26 protein-coding genes are annotated in these 25597 nt (G+C 66.9%); 7 read left to right on the plus strand and 19 right to left on the minus strand.

The features are described 5' to 3' along the window. Positions 1-363: 363 nt before the first annotated feature. The 3 genes from ABD767_RS02360 to aptA form a co-directional block, all read right to left on the minus strand. Complete coding sequence (locus ABD767_RS02360) at positions 364-1359, minus strand: Bug family tripartite tricarboxylate transporter substrate binding protein (RefSeq protein WP_425549886.1); 996 nt, start codon at positions 1357-1359, stop codon at positions 364-366. Further along, positions 1356-2753 (minus strand): amidase family protein, encoded by a 1398-nt coding sequence (locus tag ABD767_RS02365; RefSeq protein WP_103045430.1) that lies wholly within the window; start codon positions 2751-2753, stop codon positions 1356-1358. The genes ABD767_RS02360 and ABD767_RS02365 overlap by 4 nt, the downstream gene beginning before the upstream one ends. 162 nt (positions 2754-2915) lie before the next feature. Next, complete coding sequence (aptA, locus tag ABD767_RS02370; protein WP_103045431.1) at positions 2916-4277, minus strand: omega-aminotransferase AptA; 1362 nt, start codon at positions 4275-4277, stop codon at positions 2916-2918. Between the two features lie 95 nt (positions 4278-4372). On the opposite strand from aptA, the gene ABD767_RS02375 reads away from it, so the two are divergent. The 3 genes from ABD767_RS02375 to ABD767_RS02385 all read left to right on the plus strand — a co-directional run bounded on the left by ABD767_RS02375 (position 4373) and on the right by ABD767_RS02385 (position 6967). After that, a complete protein-coding gene (locus tag ABD767_RS02375) occupies positions 4373-5356 on the plus strand; it encodes a LysR substrate-binding domain-containing protein (protein ID WP_103045432.1) in 984 nt (327 codons plus the stop codon). Between the two features lie 77 nt (positions 5357-5433). Then, on the plus strand, positions 5434-5733 hold the full coding sequence (locus tag ABD767_RS02380) for a flagellar basal body protein (RefSeq protein ID WP_103045433.1): 300 nt from the start codon (positions 5434-5436) through the stop codon (positions 5731-5733). Positions 5734-5776: 43 nt separating this feature from the next. After that, entirely contained in the window at positions 5777-6967 is a 1191-nt protein-coding gene (locus ABD767_RS02385; protein ID WP_344868021.1) for a GGDEF domain-containing protein, read from the plus strand. 57 nt (positions 6968-7024) lie between these two features. On the opposite strand, the gene ABD767_RS02390 is transcribed toward ABD767_RS02385, so the two are convergent. From ABD767_RS02390 to ABD767_RS02445, 12 genes are all read right to left on the minus strand, one after another. After that, positions 7025-7885 (minus strand): alpha/beta fold hydrolase, encoded by an 861-nt coding sequence (locus ABD767_RS02390; RefSeq protein ID WP_103045434.1) that lies wholly within the window; start codon positions 7883-7885, stop codon positions 7025-7027. After that, complete coding sequence (locus ABD767_RS02395; RefSeq protein ID WP_103045435.1) at positions 7875-8954, minus strand: AbrB family transcriptional regulator; 1080 nt, start codon at positions 8952-8954, stop codon at positions 7875-7877. The genes ABD767_RS02390 and ABD767_RS02395 overlap by 11 nt, the downstream gene beginning before the upstream one ends. Beyond that, entirely contained in the window at positions 8954-10462 is a 1509-nt protein-coding gene (locus ABD767_RS02400; RefSeq protein ID WP_344868025.1) for a tripartite tricarboxylate transporter permease, read from the minus strand. The genes ABD767_RS02395 and ABD767_RS02400 overlap by 1 nt, the downstream gene beginning before the upstream one ends. A 3-nt stretch (positions 10463-10465) precedes the next feature. Then, the gene (locus tag ABD767_RS02405; protein ID WP_103045719.1) at positions 10466-10912 is read right to left on the minus strand and encodes a tripartite tricarboxylate transporter TctB family protein; all 447 of its coding nucleotides are present in this window, start codon (positions 10910-10912) and stop codon (positions 10466-10468) included. Positions 10913-10986: 74 nt separating this feature from the next. Next, complete coding sequence (locus ABD767_RS02410) at positions 10987-11967, minus strand: Bug family tripartite tricarboxylate transporter substrate binding protein (protein WP_425549887.1); 981 nt, start codon at positions 11965-11967, stop codon at positions 10987-10989. Between the two features lie 134 nt (positions 11968-12101). Then, the gene (locus tag ABD767_RS02415) at positions 12102-13532 is read right to left on the minus strand and encodes a sensor histidine kinase N-terminal domain-containing protein (protein ID WP_103045721.1); all 1431 of its coding nucleotides are present in this window, start codon (positions 13530-13532) and stop codon (positions 12102-12104) included. Then, entirely contained in the window at positions 13529-14212 is a 684-nt protein-coding gene (locus ABD767_RS02420; protein ID WP_103045722.1) for a response regulator, read from the minus strand. Before ABD767_RS02420 ends, ABD767_RS02415 begins: the two co-directional genes overlap by 4 nt. A gap of 18 nt (positions 14213-14230) precedes the next feature. Then, entirely contained in the window at positions 14231-15691 is a 1461-nt protein-coding gene (locus ABD767_RS02425; RefSeq protein WP_344868030.1) for a M20 family metallopeptidase, read from the minus strand. Positions 15692-15846: 155 nt separating this feature from the next. Continuing rightward, the gene (locus tag ABD767_RS02430) at positions 15847-17013 is read right to left on the minus strand and encodes a GGDEF domain-containing protein (RefSeq protein ID WP_344868032.1); all 1167 of its coding nucleotides are present in this window, start codon (positions 17011-17013) and stop codon (positions 15847-15849) included. 82 nt (positions 17014-17095) lie between these two features. Beyond that, positions 17096-17680, minus strand: coding sequence for a methionine biosynthesis protein MetW (metW, locus tag ABD767_RS02435; protein ID WP_103045724.1), 585 nt, complete (start codon positions 17678-17680; stop codon positions 17096-17098). Further along, positions 17677-18837, minus strand: a complete 1161-nt coding sequence (gene metX, locus ABD767_RS02440) for a homoserine O-succinyltransferase MetX (protein WP_103045725.1) — start codon at positions 18835-18837, stop codon at positions 17677-17679. Before metX ends, metW begins: the two co-directional genes overlap by 4 nt. A 137-nt stretch (positions 18838-18974) precedes the next feature. Further along, positions 18975-19544, minus strand: coding sequence for a TMEM165/GDT1 family protein (locus ABD767_RS02445; RefSeq protein WP_103045726.1), 570 nt, complete (start codon positions 19542-19544; stop codon positions 18975-18977). A 280-nt stretch (positions 19545-19824) separates the two neighbouring features. Between ABD767_RS02445 and ABD767_RS02450 the strand changes: the two genes are divergently transcribed. Continuing rightward, the gene (locus ABD767_RS02450; RefSeq protein ID WP_103045727.1) at positions 19825-20139 is read left to right on the plus strand and encodes an RNA-binding regulator; all 315 of its coding nucleotides are present in this window, start codon (positions 19825-19827) and stop codon (positions 20137-20139) included. 260 nt (positions 20140-20399) lie between these two features. Next, on the plus strand, positions 20400-20870 hold the full coding sequence (locus ABD767_RS02455) for an RNA-binding regulator (protein WP_103045728.1): 471 nt from the start codon (positions 20400-20402) through the stop codon (positions 20868-20870). Positions 20871-20952: 82 nt separating this feature from the next. Here the strand turns inward: ABD767_RS02455 and ABD767_RS02460 are convergent, their stop codons facing one another. Together ABD767_RS02460 and moaC are read right to left on the minus strand one after the other, a co-directional pair. Further along, the gene (locus ABD767_RS02460) at positions 20953-21519 is read right to left on the minus strand and encodes a DUF924 family protein (protein ID WP_344868037.1); all 567 of its coding nucleotides are present in this window, start codon (positions 21517-21519) and stop codon (positions 20953-20955) included. Positions 21520-21530: 11 nt separating this feature from the next. Next, the gene (moaC, locus tag ABD767_RS02465; RefSeq protein ID WP_103045729.1) at positions 21531-22028 is read right to left on the minus strand and encodes a cyclic pyranopterin monophosphate synthase MoaC; all 498 of its coding nucleotides are present in this window, start codon (positions 22026-22028) and stop codon (positions 21531-21533) included. A 146-nt stretch (positions 22029-22174) separates the two neighbouring features. Between moaC and ABD767_RS02470 the strand changes: the two genes are divergently transcribed. After that, positions 22175-23668 (plus strand): M48 family metalloprotease, encoded by a 1494-nt coding sequence (locus ABD767_RS02470; RefSeq protein WP_344868159.1) that lies wholly within the window; start codon positions 22175-22177, stop codon positions 23666-23668. Here ABD767_RS02470 and ABD767_RS02475 read toward each other — a convergent pair. Continuing rightward, the gene (locus tag ABD767_RS02475; protein WP_103045731.1) at positions 23636-23992 is read right to left on the minus strand and encodes a phage holin family protein; all 357 of its coding nucleotides are present in this window, start codon (positions 23990-23992) and stop codon (positions 23636-23638) included. The two genes, ABD767_RS02470 and ABD767_RS02475, sit on opposite strands and share 33 nt — an antisense overlap. A 66-nt stretch (positions 23993-24058) precedes the next feature. Beyond that, positions 24059-24820, minus strand: a complete 762-nt coding sequence (locus ABD767_RS02480; protein ID WP_103045732.1) for a YjbE family putative metal transport protein — start codon at positions 24818-24820, stop codon at positions 24059-24061. A 462-nt stretch (positions 24821-25282) separates the two neighbouring features. Between ABD767_RS02480 and ABD767_RS02485 the strand changes: the two genes are divergently transcribed. After that, a complete protein-coding gene (locus ABD767_RS02485) occupies positions 25283-25588 on the plus strand; it encodes a hypothetical protein (RefSeq protein ID WP_103045733.1) in 306 nt (101 codons plus the stop codon). Positions 25589-25597: the final 9 nt, after the last annotated feature.

The following is a 25597-nucleotide window of genomic DNA, read 5'->3' on the forward strand; positions in this document are numbered from 1 at the left end:
CGGACGCGCGGCGCCATTGTGACGCAGTTTCATGAAATGCTTTTTTGCATCACAAAATCAATGACTTTTATCCACCCAATACGAAGAGGACGTCCTACACGCCCCGCGATGACACCGTATACACCGACTCTGCGTGTGCCATGCAGCAACGACTCGGTTACACCCCTGTCTGTTGGCCCGGCACAGAGCCTGGTTGGCACACGCCAACAGCATAGGAGTTGTCGCAGGTGTGCAGCTAGAAGGCCGCTGTATCGCACACGATAGCTTGACTCTGGGCGTATCTGTGGCCGCCCCATGTCTGGCGCAGCACCTGCCCGCGCTCAATAACTGTGGATAAAGGCGTATCGCCGAGTATTAGAAAAATCAATCTTGCATTTCAAAACCCGACGCGCGAACGATTGGACTCCATGCAGTACGCTCCTTGAGAATGCGCTCCGTGGCATCAACCCCCGGCTTGCCAACCACCTCCAGCCCCAAAGCCTCAAGCTTATTAGCTGCATCCGGGGTATGTGATGCCTTGACAAATGCATCCTGTAGACGAGCCCTCGACGCTTCCGGCGTGGCACTATTCACATAAGCACCATACCAACTGGTTGCGTATTCAAACTGTTTATAACCTTGCTCGAAGGCAGTGGGGACATTTGGCAGAGCCTTGATGCGATGCGTGCCACTCACGCCCAAAAAATGCAATCTTCCACCACGGTACAGAGGCATCATACTGGCCACCGCATCCCAACCCATGGAAACCGTGCCAGCCACCACATCAACCAGCATGGGCGATGCGCCGCGATAAGGCGTGGGCGTTACGGTCAAGCCCAACTCCTTACTCAAGGCAAACGCACCCAAATGACCCGCGCTGCCAATGGACGCCAAGCCCAGGCTACCCTGTGATGGATTTTGCTTGAGCCATTGAATATACTCATCCATAGTCTTGTAAGGGGCATTAACAGCGGTAGCTACTACGGTGGGCACGTCCGTGAGCAGTGCTACTGGAGTCAAGTCTTTATCTGGATCGTAGCTGAGTTTTTTATAGGTCAGTGGAAAAATAGTGAACATCGGCGAGGGGCCGATAAAAATCGTTTTCCCATCTGGGACGGACTTTTTCACGAAATCCAACGCTAGTCGCGATGATGCGCCAGGCTTGTTCTCTACCAGTACATTTCCCATTCCATCTTGGCGCAGCTGCTCGGCATAAATACGTGCCAGCGCATCCGCCGCGCCACCTGGCGCAAAACCCACAACAATACGGGTGACATCACTGTCTTGAGCCTGCGCTGTATTCATCAAGCCGAGTATTGCCAGCAGGCTAGTGAGCAATACATTGCGCCGTGCACGAAATAGATAGGTTATTGCAGTCATATGTTCTCCTTAAAGTATGAGGTAACAGATGGCCAGTGATTTAGAAGATCAAAAGCCTCCTCCAGACAAACCGCAACCTGCAGCAGGTACGCATCTTCAAACAAAGGGGCGACAATTTGTAATCCAATAGGCAACTGCTCTTTATCAAAGCCACAGGGTACACTAATCGCCGGATGTCCTGTCATGTTCATTGGCATGGTCCAGGGATACCAATTCGCACGAATATCTCCCAAGATATCACCATCAATATCCATGTCGTCGAAAATATCGGAATCCAAGGGCAAGGCGGTACGAGTGAGCGTAGGCATGAGCAGAAAATCTACACCATCGAGCCAACCTTGCAAAGTGTGGAACAGCCGCGTGCGGGCGAACATAGCTTGTTGATAGTCCTGAGCACTGTAATCAAGTGCTCCCTCAATCTGGCGGCAGAATGTTGCGCTCAGACTGTCTCGATGTTGACCAACCATCTCGGCAAAGCGTGTTCTCCAAACCGTATGATTGACCGTCCGCCAAATGGGTTCGATGTCCAGTTGCGCTTCAAAAGGCTCAACCTCACCGCCCAAAGCCTCAATACGCTGTATGGCAGCCAGGAACGCTCGTTCTACCTCAATGGCAACCTTCCGACCTTGTGGTGCCAAGTTATAGCGAAAACGCTTACCACGCAGGTCGGTGGCATTGCGCACTGTTTGCACATAGTTCACCCTTGGCCGCCCTAGCGACCAAGGGTCACAAACGTGTGATCCAGCCATCACATCCAGCATCAACGCTGTGTCCGACACGGTGCGCGTGGTTGGCGTGACATAGGTTTGATTACCAAACAAATCTAAGGCTTGGTTGTGTGGCACCACACCCAGACTTTGCTTGATTCCAACTACGCCGTTACACGCCGCTGGTATCCGTGTGGAGCCACCTCCGTCGGTAGCCACAGCCAGGGGTGCCATGCCGGCGGCAACCGCTACCGCCGCACCACCGCTGCTGCCACCACAGGTACGCTGCGCATGCCAAGCATTACAGGTACGGCCAAACAGCGGAGAGTCAGTAAAACCCTTGGAGCCAAACTCTGGTGTTGTCGTCTTGCCAACCAAGATGGCTCCCGCGCGTCGCAACCGTGCCACTGATACAGCATCCTCCTTGGGCATATAGTCACGCAGATGCATTGCACCAAAGCTGGTGGGAATATCCTGAGTGTTGACGATGTCCTTGACTGAAAAGGGTACCCCATGTAAAGGTCCAAAACTGTGACCGCGCATCAGCGCCTGCTCAGAAAGCTTCGCTTGTTCCATTGCTTGTTGCGAGCACAAGGCAATGAAGCAATTTAACTTGGGTTGAAGCAGATTAATATGCTCTAGAACAGACGTCATGACCTGCACAGGCGAAATTTCCCGATTTCGCATAGCTTGTGTTAAATCAATAGCCGACCACTTCCACAGTTCGGATGGAAGATTTTGGAGAAAAGTGGAAAATTTTGGCACTCGACTATGACTCCGTAATGGCTCTCACAGATAAGCTCAGTAATCGCCGTAAGAAACTAATCCACCAAGCGCCGATCACTGCACTTACGCGGTCTCCATCAGCGCATCGCCCAGCGCGCTGACCAGGCGGTCGATCTCCGCCTCGGTGCTGATGAAAGGCGGTGCCAGCTGGATGGTGTCGCCGCCGTAGCGCACGTAAAAGCCCTTGTCCCAGCACTTCATGGCCACCTCGTAGGGCCGGCGCGCCGGCTCGCCCGGCAGGGCCTCGATGGTGAAGCCCGCGGCCAGGCTGCAGTTGCGGATGTCCAGCACATGGCGTGCAGACCGAAGGCTGTGCACCGCGCTCTCGAAGTAGGGCGACAAGGCCTTCACGCGCGCCGGCATATCCTCTTTTTGCAGGATGTCCAGCGTGGCATTGCCCGCCGCGCAGGCCACGGGGTGGGCCGAGTAGGTGTAGCCGTGGGCGAATTCGAGCATGTACTCGGGGCCGCCCGCGGCCATGAAGGTGTCGTAGATTTCCTTGGCGACCACGCAGCCGCCCAGCGGCTGGGCGCCGTTAGTCACCTGCTTGGCGAAGTTCATGATGTCCGGCGTCACGCCAAACACCTCGGAGCCCGTCCAACCGCCGCAGCGGCCAAAGCCGGTAATGACCTCGTCGAAGATCAGCAGGATGTTGTTCTGCGTACAGATTTCACGCAGGCGTTGCAGGTAGCCCGCGGGCGGGATGACCACGCCGGCCGAGCCCGAGAAGGGCTCGACGATCACGGCTGCGATGTTGCTCGCGTCGTGCAGGGCAATCAGATCGAGCAGCCTGTCGGCCAGCGCGCGGCCATCGGTATCGGGCATGCCGCGGTGAAAGCCCCCCAGGGGCGGCTGGGTGTGAGGCATGTGATCGGCCTCCACGCCCTGGCCGAAGGTCTTGCGGTTGCCCACCATGCCGCCGACCGAGATGCCGCCGAAGTTCACGCCGTGGTAGCCCTTCTCGCGGCCAATCAACCGCGTCTTGCCGGCCTGGCCCTTGGCGCGCCAGTAGGCGCGCGCCATCTTCAGCGACGTGTCGGCCGCCTCGGAGCCCGAGCCGGTGAAGAACACATAGTCCAGACCCGCGGGCGTCAGCTCCTTGATGCGGTTGGCCAGCTCGAACGATGCCGGATGGCCGAACTGGAAAGCCGGTGCGTAGTCCAGGTTGGCGGCGGCCTGGCCGATGGCCTCGGCAATCTCGCGCCGCCCGTGGCCCAGGCCCGAGCACCACAGGCCCGACAGGCCGTCGAAGATCTTGCGTCCTTCAGCCGTCGTGTAGTACGCGCCCTTGGCACCGACGACCATGCGCGGGTTGGCCTTGAAGTTGCGGTTGCCGGTGAACGGCATCCAGTGGGCGTCCAGCCAGGCGGCGTCCATGCGCGGGGTGCTGGCGGTGGTGGTGTCGTCGATCACGGCAAACGTCATGGTGCTCTCCTGCAGGCAGACGGGAAGATGGTGTGGAAGCCATTGTGGCCACTGTTCATAATTGAGTAAATGAACATCTATCGCTATTCATTTGCATGATTAAGCAAGTAAATACCGCTGCCGCGCCACCGGGTGATCGGCGCCCGCGCGCACTGATCGGCCAGGTCAGCGACATGGACCTGCGCCTGCTGCAGGTGTTCAAGGCGGTCGTCGAATGCGGCGGCATGGCCGCGGCAGAACTGGAGCTGAACATCGGCACCAGCACGCTGAGCCGCCACGTGAAGGATCTGGAAACCCGCCTGGGCCTGACGCTGTGCCGGCGCGGGCGCGCCGGCTTTGCGCTGACGCCCGAGGGCCAGCGCGTCTATGACGAGACGCTGCACCTGCTGACCGCGGTGCGCGGGTTTCTGACCAGCATCGACGACATTCACGCCAGCATGGGCGGCCAGCTTGCGCTGGCGGTGTTCGACAAGACCGCCAGCAACCCGGCGGCGCACATCGACCGCGCGATTGCCGCCTTCCACGACGCCGCGCCCCAGGTGCAGTTGCAGCTGCACGTGGGCTCGATCAACGCCATCGAGCGCGGCGTGATCGACGGCAGCTACCAGTTGGGCATCATCCCGGCGCACCGCAGCGGGCGCAGCCTGTCATATACGCCGCTGTTCACCGAGACCATGCTGCTGTACTGCGGCCAGGGCCACCCACTGTTCGGCGCCGATCACGCGGGCATCGACTGGCCGCAACTGCGCGGCCATCGCTTTGCCGGCCTGGGCTACCACTCGCCCAACATGGCGCTGAGCCACCAGGCGCAGCTGGCGCGCGCGGCCACGGGCTTCGACCAGGAGTCAATCGCCACGCTGGTGCTCTCGGGCCGCTTTCTGGGCTTCCTGCCCGACCACTACGCCCAGTCTTTCGTGCAGCAGGGCCGCCTGCAGGCGGTGCGCGCCGACCGGCTGCACTACCACTGCGAATTCGTCGGCCTGCTGCGGCGCTCGCCCGCGCCGTCCCGCGCGGCGCAGCTGCTGCACGACTGCCTGGTGCGCGCGCACGCGGTGAATGAGTCTGGGCCGGCGCCATAAACGTAATAATTTGCAAACAACACGCAGTCTGCCGACAATGCGGTTCTGCCCCCGGGCCCAACCTCTTGCCGCCTGCCATGTCGCCCTCCTTCACCATTGCCCGTTCGGGCCTGCAGGCCGCCCAGCTTCACCTGGACGCCGCCGCGCACAACACCGCCAATCTGCAAACCCATGGCTTTCGCAGCACCGTCGTGCAGCAGCAGGCCGAGCCAGGCGCCGGCGTACGCGCCCAGGCCGTGGCAAATACCGGCGGTGCGCCGTCGCTGGAGACTCAGGCGGTGCAGCAGCTGGCAGCCACCTATGCATTCAAGGCCAACGCCGTGGCGCTGCGCATCTCGGATGAGACAGCCGGCCACCTGCTGGACACACGGGCCTGACCGGCGCACCGGCCGCCACGCCCGCTGTAGCGCCCAGCCCGACATGCGCGACGTCCTGCTTGGCACCCACCCGCAGTTGCGCCGGCCGCTGGCGCTGACCGCGCTGACCTGCGTGCTGATGGGCTGCTGCATCCTGGCGATGCAGGCGGTGGCAGCGGCCGGGCTGGCCGACGCGCGGCCGGTGCACTGGTGGTCGCTGGCCAGCGGCTGCTGGGTATTGGGCTGCTTCGTGCTGATCCGCAGCGGCCTGACGCAGCACTGGCGCGACCCGGCCTTCACGCTGGTGCAGATCGGCGGCGCCATTGCCAGCAACGCGCTGGCCTACGTCATCGCCGGGCAGGGCCGCGGCATCGTGCCGCCCATGCTGGCATTGGTCATGATTTTCTGCGTCTTCGGACTGACGCCGCGCCAGATCAAGGGCCTGCTGGCCTACGCCGTGGCCTTGTACGTGCTGGCCATCGCCGCGACCCAGCGACAGCCACGCCACGCGCCAGACACGATGCTGACGCTGGTCTACCTGTTCATCATCGTCATGGTGTTGATGGCCAGCACGCGGCTGACGCTGTACATCCACGGCATGCGCCAGCGGCTGCAACGGCAAAAGGGCGAGCTGGCGGACGCGCTGGCACAGATTCGCGCGCTGGCCACGCGCGACGAGCTGACCGGCCTGCCCAACCGGCGCTACGCCCAAGAGGCGCTGCGGCTGAAGTTGCTGCGCGCGCAGCGCGGCGGCCAGCCGGTGCAGCTGGCCGTGCTGGATCTGGATTTTTTCAAGCACATCAACGACCTGCATGGCCACGTCGCGGGCGACCAGGTGCTGCGGCACTTCGCGGCAACCGTCCAAGCCGGGATACGCGCCGAGGACATCCTGGCACGCTGGGGCGGCGAGGAATTCATCCTGCTGCTGGACAACACGACCGCACCCGAGGCCGCGGCCCTGCTGGAGCGCGTGCGCCAGGCGGTACAGGCCATGTCCGTCACGCTGGGCGACGGCGCGCTGCTGCGCACCACGGTATCGCTGGGCGCGGCCGAGCAGCAGGCGGGCGACACGCCGCAAACCCTGTTCGAACGCGCGGACGGCGCGCTGTACGCGGCCAAAACCGCCGGGCGCAACCGTCTGGCCTGGGCCGCGGACACGGCGCCGCAGCCATCAAAGCCTGCCTACGGTCTTTCTGCAGCAAGCCCGCCTGTGGATGTCGCGCCGGCCCCGATCGCGGCGAGGGCGCCGCGATGATTTTTTGGTTTTGCATTCAAGCGCAGGGCGAGGCGAACCAACGAACACGAAGGGGGCTCAGATCTGCGCCGGCCCGCCCGGCAGCCGCTCCAGCCACTGCTGCAACGCGGCAAACACCGGCGTGCAGGCCAGCTCATTGAAAATTTCATGGTAGAGGCCGGCAAAGCCCTCGGCCGTGACGACTGCGGGCGGCGCCGCGGCGGCAAAGCGGCGGCAGCCCGCGGGATCGATGAGCGTGTCGCCCTCGCCCCACAGCAGCAGCGTGGGCGTGCGCCACTGCGCCGCGCACGCCAGCACCTGCTGCTGCCCGGCGTTGGCCAGAAAATGCGCCAGCCGCGCGCTGATGCGGTCGTGGCACAGCGGGTCGGCGCGGTAGGCGGCGACGATGGCGTGGTCATGCGTCAGCGCGTCCGGGTCCAGGCCGTTGGACACGCGCAGGCCTGGTGCCAGGCGCGGCAGCACGGCCAGCAGCAGGCGCTGCAGCGCGTTGGCGCGAATGGCCAGCGCCGGCGCCGACAGCACCAGCGCCTGCACCGCATCCGGCTGGCGCGCCACCTGCGCCGCGGCCACCAGGCCGCCCATGCTGTGGCCCAGCAGCACCAGCGGTTCATCCGGCGCCAGCTGCCCGCGCGTCAGCTCCAGCATTTCCTGCAGGTGGTCGAGCAGCTGGCCGCTGCGCCGCAGGCCGCCGCGCGGCCCGTCCGAGCGGCCGTGGCCGTAGTGGTCGTAGCCGTGTACCGCCAGCCCCCAGGCGTTCAGGCGTTGCGCCAGTGTGGTGTAGCGCCCCATGTGCTCGCCCAGGCCATGAACCAATAGCACGCTGGCGCGCCGCTGCGCGGCGGCAAGCGGCCAGCCATACAGCGCCAGATGCGCGCCGTCGCGCATGCGGCGGGTTGCGGGTTGCAGGTCAGCCGTCATCGCTCACTCCTCCATAGCGTCGTGCCAGCCAGCGCGTCAGCGCCGGCCCGAAAGCCATCAGCGCCAGCAGCCGGGCCAGTTGCAGCGCCATCACAAAGGCGGAATCGGCCGAGCTGGTCGCTGCAATCACGGCCATGGTGTCGATGCCTCCGGGGCTGGTCGCCAGGTAGGCGGTCAGCGGGTCGACGCCCGCCAATACCACCAGCACCGCGGCCAGCACCAGCCCCAGGCCGATCAGCAGCGCCATGGCCAGCAGCACCTGGGGCAGGGCACGCAGCGCGTGGCGCACGATGGCCGGGGTGAAGCGCAGGCCGATGTGCCAGCCAATGCCGGCATACGCCAGCGCCATCACCACCGGCGGCAGCGCGGGCGCCCAGCCCGCGCCCCACTGCACCAGCACCGCGCCCGACAGCGGCAGCAGCAGCGCGCCCGACGCCATGCCCAGGCGCCGCGCCAGCCATTCCCCGCCTACGACCAGTGCCGTGGTGAGCAGCAGCGGGCCGGGCCAGGCCAGCGACGCCGCTGGAGCGCTCAAGGCCATGGCACTGGCGGACGAGGGCAGCGCGCCCGCCTGCGGCGCCAGCATGTGCGCCACGCCCGCGGCCAGCAGCGTCACCATCAGCACCCGGACGTATTGCATGAAGGCGACCAGGCGCACGTCGGCGCCATGGGCCTCGGCAAGCAGCACCATGGCCGCGGCGCCGCCGGGCGACATGCCCCACAGCGCGGTCGATCCGGGCAGCACGCGCCGGCGCACCAGCCACAGGCCCAGCAGTGCGCTGGCGCCGACCAGCGCCAGCGTCACACCCAGCATCAGCGGCCAGTCGTGCAGCACCGGGGCGAGCTGACGCGGCTGCAGGCTGGACGCGATCAAACAGCCCAGCAGCCCCTGGCTGTAACGAAAAAAACGCCGCGGCAGGGCCAGCGGCGTGTTTGCGCGCAGCGCATGGGCGACACCCGCCAGCAGGCAGGCCAGCAGGATGGCCGCAGGCACGGCCAGCCAGCGCAGCAGCGCCGCCAGCAGGGCGCTGGCCAGCACCAGCGCCAGCCAGCGCGCGGCGGCCGGCATCAGCGTGCAGCGGCGGGCCGGCGCGCGCCGCGCCAGGCGCGGTACAGCGGCGGGAAGACGATCATGAACGCCACGCCGACCCACAGCCCAATGGAGATCGAGCTCTCGAACAGGATGCCGACCTCGCCGTTGGTGATCGACAGCGCGCGGCGCAGGTTCTGCTCCATCATGTCGCCCAGCACGAAACCCAGGATCAGCGGCGCCATCGGCACGCCCTGCTTGCGCAGCAGGTAGCCGACGACGCCGGCCACGGCCATCAGCATCAGGTCGAAGGTGGTGGCGTGCACCGAGTACACGCCAATCGTGCTCACCGCCAAAATGGCCGGCACCAGCAGCCAGTTGGGCGTGCGCAGCATGCTGGCAAACACGCCGACCAGCGGAATGTTGATGAGCAGCAGCAAAAAATTGGCGATGAAGAACGAGGCGATCAGGCCCCAGACCAGCTCGGGGTTTTGCGTGAACAGCGCCGGGCCGGGCGTGATGTTGTAGAGCGCAAGCGCGCCCATCATCACCGCCGTCGTGCCCGAGCCGGGAACGCCCAGCGTCAGCATCGGCACGAAGGAGCCGGCGGCCGAGGCGTTGTTGGCCGCCTCGGGCGCGGCCACGCCACGGATGTCGCCCTCGCCGAACTTCGCCTCGGGCCCGGCGATGCGCTTTTCCATCGTGTAAGTCATGGCGCTGGCAATGGTGGCACCGGCGCCGGGCAGTACGCCGACGACGAAGCCAATCAGGCCCGAGCGAATCGTCGTCCACCAGGTGTGCGCCAGCTCCTTGAGGTTGAACAGCGTGCGCCCGGTCACCTTGACCATGCCGCCAGAACCCACATGCTGCTCGAGCATCAGCAAAATCTCGCTGATCGAGAACAGGCCGATCACCAGCACGATGAACTGGATGCCGTCCGACAGGTGCACGTTGTCGCCGGTGAAGCGGTAGACGCCCGAGTTGGAGTCCAGCCCCACGGTCGCCAGCGACAGGCCGATGATGGCCGCCAGCGCCGCCTTGACCGGCGCGTCGCCCATCAGCCCGGTGATGCAGGCAAAGGCAAAGCACATCAGCGCGAAGTATTCGGCCGGGCCGAACGCCAGCGCCCAGCGTGCCAGCAGCGGCGCGAACAGCACGATGCCGCAGGTGGCGATGAAGGAGCCGACGAACGAGCTCCAGGCCGAGATCGACAGCGCCACGCCGCCCAGGCCCTTCCTGGCCATGGGGTAGCCGTCGAGCGTGGTCATGATGGCGCCGGCGTCGCCCGGCACGTTGATCAGGATGGCCGAGATGCGCCCGCCGAACTCGCAGCCCATGTAGACCGCGGCCAGCAGGATGAGGGCTGTCTCGGCCGGCAGCTTGAGCGCGAAGGCCAGCGGCATCAGGATGGCGACGCCGTTGATCGGCCCCAGGCCCGGCAGCATGCCGACGATGGTGCCCACGAGCGCGCCGAGCGCGGCGATCATCAGGTTGTTGGCGGTCAGCGCGACACCAAAGCCGGTCGCAAGGTATTGCAACGTTTCCATGGCTCAGCGCCCTCCCAGAATGAACGCCAGCAGGCCGGTGGGCAGCACCACGTCGAGCAGCTTGTCAAAGAGCAGAAACAGCACCAGGCCCAGGCCCAGGCCGCCGGCGAGCGACTGCTTCCAGGTGCCGCCAAACGCCATGCCCACGGGCACGGCCATCAACACGGTGGCGAGCGTGAAACCCAGAGTCTGGAACAGAAAAGCGTAGGCAAACACCGCCGCGAGCGCAAACGCCAGCGCCCGCAGCGGCACGCGGCGCAGCCAGTTGTCACGCAGCGTGGGCTTGAACACCAGCCACAGGCCGCCCAGCGCCATCAGGCCAGCCAGCAGCAGCGGAAACGCGCGCGGGCCCACGGGTTCGTACGAAATGGGGGCGGCGTAGTCCTGCGCGGCCCAGGCCATGCCTGCGGCCACGGCCACGCAGGCGACGCCAAGAATGCGGTCACTCATGGGAAGACTCCAGTGAAAAAGCTGCGTGCCGCGCCGGTGCCATCAAAAGCACATGGCGCGGCGGCGCGGCAGGTTTACTTGGCGACGTTCAGGCCGAAATCGGCCGCTTCCTTGGCGTACTCGGCCACGCGCTGCTTGACGTAGGCATCGAGCTTGGCGCCCGTCAGCGCGAAGGGAAACAGGCCGCGCTCGGCCTGCAGCTTGGCGAACTCGGGCGTGGCCATCATCTTGTCGAAGGTGTCGACCCAGACCTGATAGTCGGCGTCGCTCACCTTGGGGCCGACGTAGAAGCCGCGGATGATGGGCCACTCCACGTCCAGGCCCTGCTCCTTGGCCGTCGGCACGTCGGCCAGGCTGCCCTGCAGGCGCTTGTCGCTCATCACCGCCAGCACGCGCATCTTGGCTCCGGCCTTGATCTGCTCCTCGGCCTCCGAGGCGTCGCCCGAATACACCTGCACATGGCCGCCCTGCAGCGCGGTCGAGGCCTCGCCGCCGCCCTCGAACGCGACAAAGCGCATCTTGCGCGGATCCAGCCCCGCGGCCTTGGCGGTGAGCGCCGCCTTCATCCAGTCCTGACTGCCGACGGTGCCGCCAGCGCCGAACACGATCTTGGACGGGTTGGCCTTGATGGCCGCAACCAGGTCACCCAGCGTCTTGTAGGGCGAGTTTTCGGCCACGATGATGGCGCCGTAGTCGGTGCCGACGGCCGCCACCCAGCGCACGTCGTTCACGTTGTAGCGGCCAAACTTGCCCTGCGCCAGGTTCAGGAGCGAGCCGCCGGAGAAGGCGACGATGGTGTTGTTCTCGGCCGGGCGCTGGGCCACGATGGCGTTGTAGGCGACGGCGCCGATGCCGCCGGGCATGTAGGTCACGCGCATCGGGTCGCTGATGTAGTTGCCCCCCATCAGGCCCGACTGCGCCAGCTTGCAGGTCAGGTCGAAGCCGCCGCCAGGCTTGGCCGGAGCGATGCATTCGGTCTTGTCCAGCGGGCCGGCAAAGGCCGTGGCGGCGGCAAGCGCCAGCGCGGCGCCGAAGACGGAAGCAGTGGTGCGCAATTGCATGGGGTCTCCTTCAGGTAGAAATTCAGGATTGCGGCAGCGGGCGCGCAACACGCCCAGTCTGCATGCATGCACTGTAGGAAATGGCAGCTTTCGTTCTACTTTCAGAACCCACCCCCAAATTCTGGGGTTTACCCGGAAGCCTCCGCCACGCTTGGGGACGCGGACAACGGCCAGGCCAGCACCACCGCCAGCCCCGGCGAGGCAGCGCCGGGCGTCGCATCATCGAGCTGCAGGTAGCCGCCGTGGCGCTGCACGATGGCCTGCGCAATCGACAGCCCCAGGCCGCTGCCCTGCGTGTTGTCCGTGCCCAGGCGCACGAAGCGCTGGCCGGCGCAAGCGCGGTCGGCGGCGGACAGGCCCGGCCCGTCGTCGCGCACGCACAGCAGCGCCATGCCGCCCCGCACGCCCGCCTGCACTGTTACCTGGCCGCCGCGCGGCACATGTTGCAGCGCGTTGTGCACCAGGTTGGCCAGCGCCTGCTCCAGCAAGCCTGCGTCGCCCCAGGCGCGCACGGGGCCGCCTTCGGCCAGCGGCTCCAGCCCCAGGTCCAGCCCCTGCTGGCGCGCCAGCGGCCACAGGCGGCGCGCCACGGTCTCGGCCAGCGCCATCAAGTCAAGCGGGCCCGCGTGCAGCTCCTGCGCGTCGGCGCGCGCCAGCGCCAGCATCTGGTTGGTCTGGCGGATCGCCGCGTCCAGCTCGGTCTTGATGGCCGCCAGCGTGTGCGTGGCGTCGTCGTGCACGCGCAGCGCATAGCCCACCTGCGTGGCCAGCGTGGTCAGCGGTGTGCGCAGCTGGTGCGAGGCGTCGTCGATGAATTGGCGCTGCTGCGCCATCGCCCGTCCATAGCGCTGCATGTGCAGGTTGATCGCCTCGACCAGCGGCGCCACGTCCTTGGGCACCCGGTCGGTGGCGATCGGCGTCAGGTCGTCGCTGGCGCGCCGCGCCACCTCGGCGCGCAGGCGCGACAGCGGGCGCAGCGCGCCATAGACGGCCAGCGCCACCAGCGCCAGCGCGGTGGCCAGCAGCAGAGTATCGCGCGCCACGCTCTCCCAGACCAGGCGGCGCGTGAAGTCCTGGCGGCTCTCCAGCGTCTCGGCCACCTGCACGATCACGCGGTCGGAGTGCGATCCCTGCGACAGCTCCCGATCCAGGGGCCGCTGCCAGGCGCCCACGCGCACCGGCACGCCGAAGTAGTTGGCGTCGTAGAACTGCGGCGCGCGGTCGGCCAGCGCGTGCGGCGGGCCGGGCAGGCCGGCGTTGCCGATCTCCACCAGGCCATCGCCACTGGCCACGCGGTAGAACACCTGGCCACTGGCGGTCAGCTCGAAGAACTCCAGCATCTGGTAGGGCAGCTCGACTGCCAGGCCACCGCCGGTGGTCGAGATGTTGGCGTCCATGGACTTGATCGCACCCAGCAGCGAGCGATCGAACGCGGTGTTGGCCGCCGCCAGCGCGTTGCGCCAGCCCGCCGCCAGTTCCAGCCCCATGACCAGCAACAGCCCCGGCAGCAACACCGCCAGCAGCGTGCGCCGCAGGCTCCAGTGCGACCAGCGGCTCATGCGGCGCCGTCCCCTGCGCTCGGCTCCAGAACATAGCCCAGGCCGCGCAGCGTGCTGATGCGCACGCCGCTGCCCTCCAGGCGCTTTCTCAGCCGATGCACCAGCACCTCGATGGCCTCGGGCTGCACGTCGATCTCGTCGCTGAACAGGCGCTCCAGCAGGTCGCGCTTGCCCATGGGCTCGCCGCTGTGCTGCACCAGAGTACGCAAGAGCGCGTGCTCGCGCGGCGTGAGCTTGAGCGGCTGGTGGCGCAGCAGCAACTGCTGCGCCACCGGATCCCACACCAGCGGGCCGCAGGCAAAGCGCGGGTGGCCGGCGCCGCGCGCGCGGCGCGTCAGCGCCAGCAGGCGCGCTTCCAGCTCGGCCAGCTCGAAGGGCTTGGCCAGAAAGTCGTCGGCGCCGGCGCGCAAGGTGTGCACACGCTCCATCAGCGAGTCGCGCGCGGTGAGGATCAGCACCGGCAGCTGGTGGCCGGCATCGCGCAAGTCTTCCAGCACGTCGTGGCCGTCGCGCCCGGGCAGGCCCAGGTCGAGCACCAGCGCGTCGTAGCGCGACTGGCGCAGGCTGGGCGTCACCAGCCGCCCGTCGTTGACCCAGTCGACCTGCAGGCCAGACTGCTGCAGCGCCTGCACCAGCCAGTGCGCCAGCGCGGGTTCGTCTTCGGCAAGCAGGATGCGCATGCGGTCGCGGCAGTCCGGTCAGGGCATGCGTGCGATCACCTCGGCCACCGACGCGGTCAGCCGCTTGGCGTAGGGCACGTGCAGGAATTCGTTGGGACCGTGGGCGTTGCTCCTGGGGCCGAGCACGCCGCAGACCATCATCTGCGCCGTGGGAAAGCCCTGGCTGAGCATGTTCATCAGCGGAATCGTGCCGCCCTGGCCGATGTAGCCCACGCCCGCGCCAAAGTGCGCGCGGCTGGCGTCGTCCAGCGCCCGCTCGAACCAGGGCGTGATGGCCGGCGCGTTCCAGCCGCTGGCGGCGCCTGCGCCTTCGAACGTCACCCTGGCCTGGTAGGGCGCGTTGTCCTCCAGCAGCGCTTTGAGCTGCTGCACGCTGGCGGCGGCGTCCACCAGCGGCGGCAGGCGCAGGCTGAGCTTGAACGCGGTATAGGGGCGCAGCACGTTGCCCGCGTCCTGCAGCGCCGGAAAGCCCTCGGCACCGGTGACCGACAGCGTCGGCTCCCAGGTGCGGCGGATCAGCGCCTGCACCGGATCCTGCGTGGTCGGCAGCGCAAACGCGGTGGAGCCGCCGCAGTCGGCGTGCGCCCAGGGAAAGCGCTTGTAGACCTCGTCGCCCAGGATGGCGGCGGTGGCGCGCGCCTGCGCCAGGCGATCGGGCGGCACCTCGCAGTGAAAACTGGCCGGCAGCAGGCGCCCGGTGGCCGAGTCTTCGAGCCGGTCGAGCACCATGCGCATGATGCGAAAGCTCGACGGCACCAGGCCCGAGGCATCGCCCGAGTGCACGCCTTCGGTGAGGATCTCGACCTTGAGCGTGCCGCTGGCCATGCCGCGCAGGCTGGTTGTGAGCCACAGCTGGTCGTAGTTGCCGGCGCCGCTGTCCAGGCAGATCACCAGGCCGACGTCGCCCAGGCGGGGCTTGAGCGCGTCGATGTAGGGCAACAGGTCGACCGAGCCGCTCTCCTCGCTGGTCTCGATCAGGCCGATGATGCGCGGATGGGCCACGCCCTGGCGCTTGAGCTCCTGCACCGCGGCAATGCTGGCGTAGACCGCGTAGCCGTCGTCGGCGCCGCCGCGGCCATAGAGCTTGCCATCCTCGTATTTGGGCGTCCACGGCCCCAGATCGGCGCGCCAGCCGTCGAACTCGGGCTGCTTGTCCAGGTGGCCGTACATCAGCACCGTCTGGCTGCCCGCGTGCTCATGCGCCGGCACCTCGAAGAACAGCACCGGCGTGCGCCCGGGCAGGCGCACGATCTCCAGCGTCAGGCCGGCAATCTTCTGCGCCTGCACCCAGTCGGCGGCGTTGCGCACCACGGTCTCCAGCAAGCCCTGCTGCTGCCAGTCGGGCGCGAACATCGGCGACTTGGCCGGAATGCGGATGTACTCGGTCAGCTGCGGCAGGATGCGCTCGTCCCAGGTGCGGCCGAGGTGCTCCAGCGCCTGGGCGCTTTGCAGGACATGAGGGTGGGCAGGGGCGTTCATGGCGGGCCTCGTTGGTGAAGGGGCGGTATGCAGTATCGGCGCCGCGGCAAGTGCGCGGCAGTACCGGGATTGTCCAGCGCTGCGGGCCGCAGCGCCAGCGCGGGCGAAGAGGGCGCGATTGCGGTGCGGCTTCGGGCGGTCAAGCCGCGCGCGCGTCAGGTCGCAGGCACGTCCTGCTGCACGTCCACGCGGTTGCGCCCGCCCGCCTTGGCGCGATACAACGCGCCGTCGGCTGCGCCGATCAGTGCCTCCCACCCCTGGCCGACGCGCGGGCAGCCGGCATAGACGCCGATGCTCGCAGTAACCGTAAGTGGCCGGCCCTGCCACTCGCACGGCGTTTGCTCCACCTGCCGGCGCAAGGTTCGCGCCAGCGCCAGTGCGCCATCGGAGTCGGTGCCGGGCAGCAGCACCAGCAACTCCTCTCCGCCATAGCGGCCAACCAGATCCTGCGCGCGTACGCGCGTCGCCAACAACTGCGCGATGTGGCGCAGCACGGCGTCGCCCGCCAGATGGCCGTGCGCATCGTTGAAGGCCTTGAAGTGGTCGACGTCGATCAGCAGCAATGCATAGGGCCGCCGCTGGCGCACGGCGCACGCCAGGTCGCGTTCGAGGGTAGCGATCAGGGCCCGCCGATTGGCCACGCCGGTCAGCGCATCGTGCGTCGCCTGGTAGTGGTTGAGCGCGTCGGCCCGGTCCTTGGCCATCAGGATGAACCCCAGCGACGACAGTACGACGACAACGAACACCAGCAGGAACACCGCCGCCTGCATGCCGCCGGGCTGTATGGCCGCGCCCTCGGGCGCTCCCAGCAGCAGCACGGCCACGGCACGCACCAGCAGCAGCGCCGCCTGCAGCCCCTGCGCCAGCGTCAGCAGCACCGCGCCACGCAGCGCGGGCGGCCTGTCCGGGTGCCACAGCGCCCTGATTGCCATGCCCATCTGTACCGCCAGCACCACGCCGGCCAGCACCACGCGCAGCCGCACATCGTGCAGCCACAGGGCAAACCCAAGCGCGGAGACCAGCACCGGAACGCCCATGCCCAGCCAGGGAAGCGCGCGGGCATGGAACCGCGCGATGGCCGCCAGCACCAGGGCCAGCGACGCGCTCAGCAGGATGTTGGCCAGCCAGACGCTGGCCCAGTCGCTGACCTGTCCGCGCAGCGCGAGCAGCACATAGGCGACGGTGTGCAGCACCAGGCCCACGGCCCATAGCCCCAGACCCTCGCGGCGGCGCGTCAGCGTCGCGAACAATGCCAGCGCCATCGTCAGCGAAGCCGCGGCGATGGCGACCAGAAGGGTGAAGACGTCCAGCGAAGGGCGCATCAGGGGCCGCCGGAAACAACAGTAGCTGCGCACATGGCGCAGGCCGGCGGCATGGCTGGGGCGCCCGGACGTTCAGACATTCTCAGTCGCGCTCGAAGCGAAACACCGCGGTGCCGGCCAGCGCATTGGGCAGCCAGCGCACCTCGCGCCCGTCCTCCAGGCCAAAGGCGTCCAGGATGCGCAGCTGGTTTTTGCCCGCCAGCACCTCGAAATCCTTGTACGTGCCGACGCGGATGTTGGGCGTGTCGTACCACTGGTAGGGCAGGCGACGCGTGACCGGCATCCGCCCGCGCAGTACCGACAGGCGGTTGGGCCAGTGCGCGAAGTTGGGGAAGGCGACGATGCCGCTTCTGCCCACGCGCGCGGTCTCGCGCAGCATGACCTCGGCGTTGCGCAGGTGCGGCAGCGTGTCGATCTGCAGTACCACGTCAAAGCTGTTGTCGGCAAACATCGCCAGCCCTTCGTCCAGGTTGAGCTGAATGACGTTGACGCCGCGGCGCACGCAGGCGAGCACGTTGGCGTCGTCGATCTCGATGCCGTAGCCGCTGCAGCCGCGCTGGCGGATCAGGTGGTCGAGCAGCGCGCCGTCGCCGCAGCCCAGGTCGAGCACGCGGCTGCCCTCGGGCACTAGGCGGGCAATGGCGTGCATGGTGGCGTGATCGCTCATTGCTGCTGCTCCTTGGTCGATTCGTCGGCAATGCCGTCGAAGTAGGCGCCCACCACGCCCAGGTAGCGCGGGTCGTCGAGCAAAAAGGCGTCGTGCCCGTGCGGCGCGTCGATCTCGGCGTAGCTCACGTCGCGGCGGTTCTCCAGCAGCGCGTGCACGATCTCGCGCGAGCGCCGCGGCGAGAAGCGCCAGTCGGTCGAGAAGCTGACCAGCAAAAACTTGGCGCGCGCCACGGCAAGCGCCCGCGTCAGGTCGCCGCCGTGCGCACGCGCCGGGTCGAAGTAGTCGAGCGCGCGCGTGATCAGGAGGTAGGTATTGGCGTCGAAATACTCGCTGAACTTGTCGCCCTGGTAGCGCAGATAGCTCTCGATCTGGAACTCGATGTCCTGCGTGCTGTAGTGGTAGCCCTCGCGCGCAATGCCGTCGACCGCGCTGCGCAGCTCGCGGCCGAATTTCTCGTTCATCACGTCGTCAGAGAGGTAGGTGATGTGGCCGATCATCCGGGCGATGCGCAGCCCGCGCTTCGGAATCACGCCGTGGCGGTAGAAATGCCCACCGTGAAAGTCCGGGTCGGTCACGATGGCGCGGCGCGCCACCTCGTTGAACGCAATGTTCTCGGCCGACAGATTGGGCGCGCTGGCCACGACGACCGCGTGGCGCACCCGCTCGGGGTATTGCAGCGTCCAGCTCAATGCCTGCATGCCGCCCAGGCTGCCGCCCATCACGGCCGCCAACTGCACGATGCCCAGGCCGTCGAGCAGCCGCGCCTGCGCGCTCACCCAGTCCTCCACCGTCATCACCGGAAAGTCGGCGCCATAGACCTCGCCGGTGTCGGGGTTGGCGTCCATCGGGCCGGTCGAGCCAAAGCACGAACCCGGGTTGTTGATGCCGATCACGAAAAACCGGTTGGTGTCCACGGACTTGCCCGGGCCGATCATGTTGTTCCACCAGCCCTCACTCCTGGGCTGGCCCTCATAGACGCCGGCGACATGGTGCGACGCATTGAGCGCATGGCACACCAGCACGGCGTTGCTCTTGTCGGCGTTGAGCTGGCCGTAGGTCTCGTAGCTGAGCTGGTAATCGCGCAACTGGGCGCCGGACTGCAGCGGCAGCGCCCCGGCGAAGTGCATGGTCTGGGGGGTGGCGATGAACGACATGGAAAACCCGGCTTCGTCCTAGAACTGGTTCTAAAAACGGGGCCGGGCCGGTCAATTTGCGTGTCGCTCGGTCACGTCTTTAGCAGGATTTGTAAAGCGCCCGCAAGCGGTGCAAATCGGCGCATTCGTTGCGGCGATTATGCCAAAGCCGGCGCCAGCAGCACGGCGGCGCCCAGCAGCAGGAAAATCACCGCCGACACCGCATGCACCGCGCGGATCGGCACACGCCGCGTGATGCGATCGCCCAGCCAGACCACCGGCGCATTGGCCAGCATCATGCCCAGCGTAGTGCCAGCCACGACCGCCAGCCATGCGTCGTAGCGCGCCGCCAGCGCCACCGTGGCAATCTGCGTCTTGTCGCCCATCTCGGCCAGGAAGAACGCCACCAGCGTCGTTCCGAACACGCCCCAGTGCGCCGTGGCGTTGGCCTCGTCCTCATCGAGCTTGTCGGGCACCAGCATCCACAGCGCCATGGCGATGAAGGACAGGCCCAGCACCCAGCGCAGCCACACCGGCCCCAGCCAGGCGGTCACCCAGGTGCCGACGGCGCCGGCCAGCGCATGGTTGGCCAGCGTGGCCACGAAAATGCCCAGCACGATGGGCCAGGGTTTGCGAAAGCGCGCCGCCAGCACCAGCGACAGCAACTGGGTCTTGTCACCCATCTCGGCCAGCGCGACGACTGCCGTGGAAATCAAAAATGCCTGCATTCCATTCGGGCGGCGGAACCCCTCGGCCTAACCATTGCCCCTCGTAAAAAGGCTGCGAATTGTATCGGCGCCGGTATTTACCCGCAGAATTGTTGTTCCTGTGCCTCAACCACGGCCATCGCGCCCAGGCACGCCGCATTCGGCAACGATAATCTCCCGCTGCCTTGCAGCCCCGGCCGCAAGGCGCTTTCTGCGGTGTCTGGTCGGTTTCGCGTCTTTGGTTTTTTGCACGGGTTGCGTCGGGCTCCATCGCTTTTCTTTGTTTTTGCTGGAGTCCCTCATGGACACAAGACTGTACGTGGGCAACCTGCCCTATTCCTTCCGCGACAACGACCTGGAGCAAACCTTCAGCGCCTTTGGCTCGGTCACCAGCGCCAAGGTCATGATGGAGCGCGACAGCGGCCGCTCCAAGGGCTTTGGCTTCGTCGAGATGGGCGACGCCGCCCAGGCCCAGGCCGCCATCGAAGGCACGCACGGCCAGAGCTTCGGCGGCCGCAACCTGGTGGTCAACGTCGCCCGCCCGATGGAGCCTCGCGCCCCGCGCAGCGGCGGCTACGGCGGTGGTTTTGGCGGCGGCGGCCGTGGCGGATATTGATCCTTGATCAACTTTCGCGCCACTTTGTGACGAAAAAGCCCCAATGGGGCTTTTTTTCATTCCATACGCCCCCTGAACCGTGAAAAATCTGGTGTCTGCGAAAAACTTCTCGCACATAATTCGCCGGGTGGGTTGACAAACCCACTGAGGTTGCGGTGATCCGTCAGTTTTCGCGTACAAGGCGTCCTTGTTGATGAGCTGTCTGCGGTTCGGGACTCTCCGTTGCTCTATCCATTTGTTTTTTGAGGAGTCCCACAACAATGGGCAACAAGCTGTACGTCGGCAATCTGCCGTACTCGGTGCGCGACATTGACCTGGAACAAGCGTTCTCGGCCTATGGCACCGTCAACAGTGCCAAGGTCATGATGGAGCGCGACACCGGCCGTTCCAAAGGCTTTGGTTTCGTCGAAATGGGCGACGACGCCCAGGCGCAAGCCGCCGTCCAGGGCCTGAACGGCCAGCCGCTGGGCGGTCGCAGCCTGGTGGTCAATGAAGCACGCCCGATGGAGCCCCGTCCCCCGCGCAGCGGCGGCGGTGGATTTGGTGGCGGCGGTGGCTACGGTGGTGGCGGCGGCCGTGGTGGCTACGGCGGCGGCCGTGAAGGCGGCGGCGGTGGCCGTGGCGACGGCGGCTTTCGCAGCCCCTACGGCACGGGCGCACGCCACGGCGGCGGTGGCGGCAACGGCGGTGGCCGTGGCGGCTACGGTGGCGGCGGTGGACGCGACTACTGATCCGGATTGATTCCGGTCTGAGAACAAAAGGCCTTCTTGCGAAGGCCTTTTTCATTGGCGTACCGCCGCCCAGGGCGGCAAATCAGAAGCCGCTGCCCGGCTGTTGCAAAAAGGCCTGCTCCTCTGCGCTGCTGATACGCCCCAGCGCCGCGTTGCGGTGCGGGTAGCGGCCAAAGCGGGCAACGATGACCTCGTGGCGGCGGGCAAAGTCCAGGTTGCCGGGCTGGCCCAGTGCCTCGAACAGGCGCAGCGACTGCTGCTGCACCACCAGCGACTCGCTGTGCATGTATGGCATGTAGGCAAAGGCACGCTCGCGCGGCACCAGCCGCGCGTCCAGCCCCTGGGCCACCAGTTCCTGCGCCAGGGCCAGCGCCAGCGGGTCGCTGGCGAACGCCTGCGGCTGGCCGCGCAGCAGATTGCGCGAGAACTGGTCGAGCACGATGATCTCCGCCAGCCGCCCGCGCGCACTGGCGCGCCAATGCCACAGCTCACAGCGCGCCGCCTGGGCGTGCAGCGCGCCAAAGCGCTCGTGCAGGCGCGCGTCGAACGCGTCGTCCTTGGCAAACCACAGGCGCTCGGGCGTCTCTTCGAACCAGAAATGCAGCACCGCTTCGGGGCCGATGGGCGCGGCGTCGTTGTCAACAGTCATGGTCGGCTCTTTCATTCATCGGCTTCGCGCACGAAGCTGCCCGACTTGCCGCCATGCTTTTCCAGCAATTGCACGCCGGTGATGACCATGGCGCGATCCACCGCCTTGCACATGTCGTAGACCGTGAGCAGCGCCACCTGCACCGCGGTCAGCGCCTCCATCTCGACGCCGGTGGGGCCGGTGGTCTCGGCGGTGACGGTGCAGGCCACGCCGGGCAGCTCGTGCAGCAGCTGCCAGTCCAGCGCCACGCGGGTGAGCGCCAGCGGGTGGCACAGCGGAATCAGCTCGCTGGTCTTCTTGGATGCCATGATGCCGGCGATGCGCGCCACGCCCAGCACGTCGCCTTTTTTGGCGCTGCCGCTGGCGATCAGCTGCAGCGTTGCAGGCTGCATGCGGATGCGACCGGTGGCCACGGCGACGCGCCGTGTGGCGGGCTTGGCGCCGACGTCGACCATGTGGGCCTGGCCCTGGGCGTCAAAATGCGTAAGAGAGAGGGCGTCAGCAGACATGGAACCGCCAGGGAAATGGAACGTTGACACGAACCGGGCATCATACGGCCTGGCCACAAACCAGCTTGGAACCAACCAGGCGCCGCCACTTGATCGTCTTGACTGCAAAACTCGTGCCCTCAGCCCCGTCCCATCCCAAGCCCCTGATGCGCCGCGCGCTGGCGGTGCTGGTCAGCGCCGCACTGCTCTTGAGTGGCGTGCCGCCGCTGCACGCGCAAAGCGCGCTGCCGTCGATGGGTGACGGCGCCGAGATGACGCTGGCCGCCGAGCGCCGCCTGGGCGACGAGATCATTGCCTCGCTGTACCGCGACCCGGACTACATGGACGACGCGCCGCTGCAGGAATACGTGCAAGGCATCTTCCAGTCGCTGGTGGACGCCGCCAGCGCACGCGGCGAGCTGCTGCCCGACCTGCACGAGCGCTTTGCCTGGCAGGTGCTGCTCGGGCGCGACCGCCAGGTCAACGCTTTTGCGCTGCCCGGCGGCTACCTGGGCGTCTACCTGGGGCTGATCGCGGTCGTCTCCACGCCCGACGAGCTGGCCTCGGTGATGGCGCACGAACTGAGCCACGTCACGCAGCGCCACATCGCCCGCTTGATCGCGCAGCAAGGGCGCCAGACGCCGCTGATGATCGGCGCGCTGATCCTGGGCGCGCTGGCCGCCAGCAAGAGCCCGGACGCGGCGCAGGCGCTGATGATCGGCGGCCAGGCCGCCGCCGTGCAGAACCAGCTCAACTTCTCGCGCGACATGGAGCGCGAGGCCGACCGCGTCGGCTACGGCCTGATGGCGCCGGCCGGTTTCTCGCCGCAAGGCTTTGTCGCGATGTTCGACAAGCTGCAGCAGGCCAACCGCATCAACGACAACGGCAGCTGGCCCTATCTGCGCAGCCACCCGCTGACCACGCAGCGCATTGCCGACATGCAAAGCCGCCACGCGCTGGCGGGCAGCGCCCAACCGCCCGCGCCGCTGCAGCACGTGATGATGGTGGCGCGCGCGCGCGTACTGATGCGACCGGGCGTCGACGCCTGGCGCCAATGGGCCGCAGCGCCGCAGGACGCCGGCTTTGCCCAGCTGGGGCGCGCCGCGCGCGTGCAGGCCTGGTATGCGGCGGCGCTCAGCAGCCTGCAGCTCAAGAACATGGCCGACGCACGCAAGGCGCTGGCCGGCCTGATACAGGACGTGGACGGAGACGCTGCCGCGCAGCGCCAGGCGCATCTGCTGGCCGCCGAGCTGGAACTGCAGGACGGCCGACCCGCCGAGGCGCTGGCACAGCTGCAGGGTCTGCCCGACAACCGCCGCCCCGAGCTGCTGCTGCGCACCCAGGCACTGCTGCGCCAGGGTGACACGGCCAGCATCGCCGGCGCGCTGCAAACCTGGGTGGCCAACCACCCCGAAGACGCCGGCGCCTGGCAGGCACTGGCGCAGGCCTGGCAGCAGCAGGGCCAGCTGCTGCGCGCGGTGCGCGCCGAGGCCGAGGCGCAAGTGGCGCACCACGACTACGCGGCGGCCATCGACCGTTTCAAGGCGGGGCAGGATCTGGCGCGCCGCGGCGGCGCGCAGGACTACATCGAGGCGTCGATCATCGACACGCGGCTGCGCGCGGTCGAGTCACTTCTGCGCGAACAGGCCGCCCAGCGCTGACTCGATCAACATGCCCAGCACCGAGTAGATCAGCGAGCCCAGCAGCGCCGCGCCAAAGCCGTGAACCTGAAAGCCGTCGCCCAGCACGCTGGCCGCGGCCCAGAACATCCACGCGTTGATGACGAACAGGAACAGCCCGACGGTGACGATGGTCACCGGCAGCGTCAGCACGACCAGGATGGGGCGCACGATGGTGTTGAGCAGCCCGATGACGAAGGCCGCGCCCAGCGCCGCGCCGAAGCTGTGCACCTCGACGCCGCTGTACAGATAGGCCACGCACAGCAGCGCGACTGCATGCAATATCCACTTGAGCAGGATTCTCATGCGATCAGGATAACAGTGGTTGCGGTGCGCGGGGCGGCTTGGCGCCCGCCCGCACACCGCGACCGGTCAGTGCAATTCGGTCTGCGCGGCCGGGCGGCGCGCAGCCAGCCACTTGCCCAGCCCCAGCACCAGCAGCGCGCCGGCCAGGTGCGACGGCCAGTACAGGAGCGGCGGCAGAATCGCCTGGCCCTCGTCGTCCAGCCATGCCAGCTTGGGTGCCCACAGCCACTTCTCGTGGTTGACGAACAGCGGGTCGCTCACCAGCATGCCGCCGGCAATCCAGCCCAGCAGCATGCCGCCCACCAGAATCACCCAGGGGAAGCGCTCCATCAGCTTGATGACCAGCTGCGAGCCCCAGACGATGATCGGCACCGAGATCAGCAGGCCCAGCACGACGAGCAGCACCTGGTGCTCGCCCGAGTTCTTGGCCGCCGCGGCAATCGCGATCACGTTGTCGATCGACATCACCAAGTCGGCGATGATGATGGTCTTGATCGCCGCCAGCAGCTTGTCGCTGCTCGCCACGTTTTCGTGGCCCTCCTCCTCGGGGGCGATCAGCTTGACACCAATCCACACCAGCAGCAGCGCGCCGATGATCTTGAGCGCCGGCAGGTTGAGCAGCGTCATGGCAAAGACGATGAGCACCACCCGCAGCCCGATGGCGCCGGCCGTGCCCCAGATGATGCCCTTGGTGCGCTGGTGCGCCGGCAGCTTGCGGCAGGCCAGCGCAATCACGACCGCGTTGTCGCCGCCCAGCAGGATGTCGATGATGATGATCTGACCCAGCGCAATCCAGAACGGAATGTGGGTGAGAAAGTCCAAATCCATGGTTGTCTACCTCGTTCGTACTTCAAATGACATTGTGCCGCCGGCATACGCCGACGGTCTGCAAGCACGACAGGGTCACCGAGTTCGTCAGAGCACCAACTGCACGCCGCCCGGATGGGACGCGCAGACGGCAGGGGGCACTTTGAGCCGACCATGGCAACTACCTGTCGTAACCCAAAGGTCTTGCTCGGCGGCAATTGCTTGCGCGTCTGGCGGGCCGGAAGCGTCGTGATGCCTTGGCACCTGCCAACGCCTGCAAGCCATGCCTGCTGTGCGCTGCGACCACCTTGGCCTCCCGGGCTTCGTCTTGACGACCGAACCACCGTGGGCCTTGCGCCCACGGGGAGCTACTCCCCTTTGAAGACCGCCATTGGAACACAGATCCGGGCGCCCGGCCTGTGGTCATTACCTATCCCCAGGCCCGGCTTTACGCCGGCGTGGGCGCCGGCTATCGTCACCGTCATGCTGCGCCTGACCCACGCCCCCAACATTGCCATCGCCACGCTGTGGAGCGATCTGCTGTGCGAGGCCGGCATGCCCGCCAGCGTGCAGCGCCAGTACCTGAGCAGCGTGGCCGGGGAGCTGCCGCCCAGCGAATGCCTGCCCGAGATCTGGTTGCGCTACGCCGAGCACGAGGAGCGCGCCCGCGCGCTCTTGCACGAGCTGCAGCACCTGCCCCAGCGCCACTGGCGCTGCCAGCGTTGCGGCGAGCAGATCGAAGGCGGCTTCGAGCAGTGCTGGAACTGCGGCGCGCTGATGCCGCGCTGACCCGGCCTG

It is taken from the genome of Comamonas faecalis (assembly GCF_039538025.1).
Classification (GTDB): Bacteria; Pseudomonadota; Gammaproteobacteria; order Burkholderiales; family Burkholderiaceae_C; genus Comamonas_C; species Comamonas_C faecalis.